A 1,433-nucleotide genomic window follows, 5' to 3' on the forward strand; every position below is an offset into this window, starting at 1 on the left:
GCGGCGCGCAGTCTTCGTACCGCCGCGGTGATCGGCCCGTACGTCGATCCCCAGCCCAGCACCAGCGTGCGGGCGGTGCCGCTGGGGTCGTCGACCTCGACCTCGGGCACGTCGATACGGTCGATCTTGGCCTGCCGGGTGCGGACCATGAAGTCGTGGTTGGCGGGGTCGTAGGAGATGTTCCCGGTGCCGTCCTGCTTCTCGATCCCGCCGATGCGGTGCTCCAGGCCCGGCGTGCCGGGGACCGCCCAGGGGCGGGCGAGGGTGCGCGGGTCGCGCTTGTAGGGCCAGAAGACCTCGGTGCCGTCGTCCAGGGTGTGGTTGGGGCCCTGGGCGAAGGGGGTGCGCAGGTCGGGGAGGTCGTCGGGGGCGGGGATGCGCCAGGGTTCGGAGCCGTTGGCGAGGTAGCCGTCGGACAGGAGCATCACCGGGGTGCGGTAGGTCAGCGCGATCCGGGCGGCTTCCAGGGCGGTGTCGAAGCAGTCCGCCGGGGTGCGCGGGGCCAGCACGGGGACGGGGGCCTCGCCGTTGCGGCCGAACATCGCCTGCAACAGGTCCGCCTGCTCGGTCTTGGTCGGCAGCCCCGTGGACGGGCCGCCGCGCTGGATGTCGATGACCAGCAGCGGCAGCTCCAGCGACACCGCCAGCCCGACCGTCTCGGACTTCAGCGCCACACCGGGACCGGAGGTGGTGGTCACGGCCAGCGACCCGCCGAACGCCGCGCCCAGCGCCGCACCGATCCCCGCGATCTCGTCCTCCGCCTGGAACGTCCGCACACCGAAGTTCTTGTGCTTCGACAACTCGTGCAGGATGTCCGAGGCGGGAGTGATCGGATACGAGCCCAGGAACAACGGCAGGTCCGCCTGCCGGGACGCGGCGACCAGCCCGTACGACAACGCCAGATTGCCGGAGATGTTGCGGTACGTGCCCGCCGGGAACGCCTGCCGCGCCGGAGCCACCTCGTAGGAGACCGCGAAGTCCTCGGTCGTCTCACCGAAGTTCCAGCCCGCCCGGAACGCCGCGATGTTCGCCGCCGCGATATCCGGCTTCCTGGCGAACTTCGCCCGCAGAAACGCCTCCGTACCCTCCGTGGGCCGGTGGTACATCCAGCTCAGCAGCCCGAGCGCGAACATGTTCTTGCTGCGCTCGGCCTCCTTGCGGGACAGCGCGAACTCCTTCAGCGCCTCCACGGTCAGCGTCGTCAACGGCACCGGATGCAGGTGGTAGCCGTCCAGCGACCCGTCCTCCAACGGGTTCGCCGCATAGCCCACCTTCTGCATCGCCCGCTTGGTGAACTCGTCCGTGTTCACGATGATCTCCGCGCCGCGCGGCAGATCGGTGATGTTCGCCTTCAACGCGGCCGGGTTCATCGCCACCAGCACGTTCGGCGCGTCGCCGGGGGTGAGGATGTCGTGGTCGGCGAAGTGCAACTG

General features: G+C 70.1%; 1 protein-coding gene. It reads right to left on the minus strand.

Features of this window, described 5'->3' with window-relative positions; genetic code table 11:
- Positions 1-1,433: 2-oxoacid:acceptor oxidoreductase subunit alpha (locus ABZ659_RS35840; RefSeq protein WP_360229192.1), on the minus strand; the 1,433-nt coding region annotated here is incomplete at both ends.

Source organism: Streptomyces sp. NPDC006997 (genome assembly GCF_040635175.1).
Classification (GTDB): Bacteria; Actinomycetota; Actinomycetes; order Streptomycetales; family Streptomycetaceae; genus Streptomyces.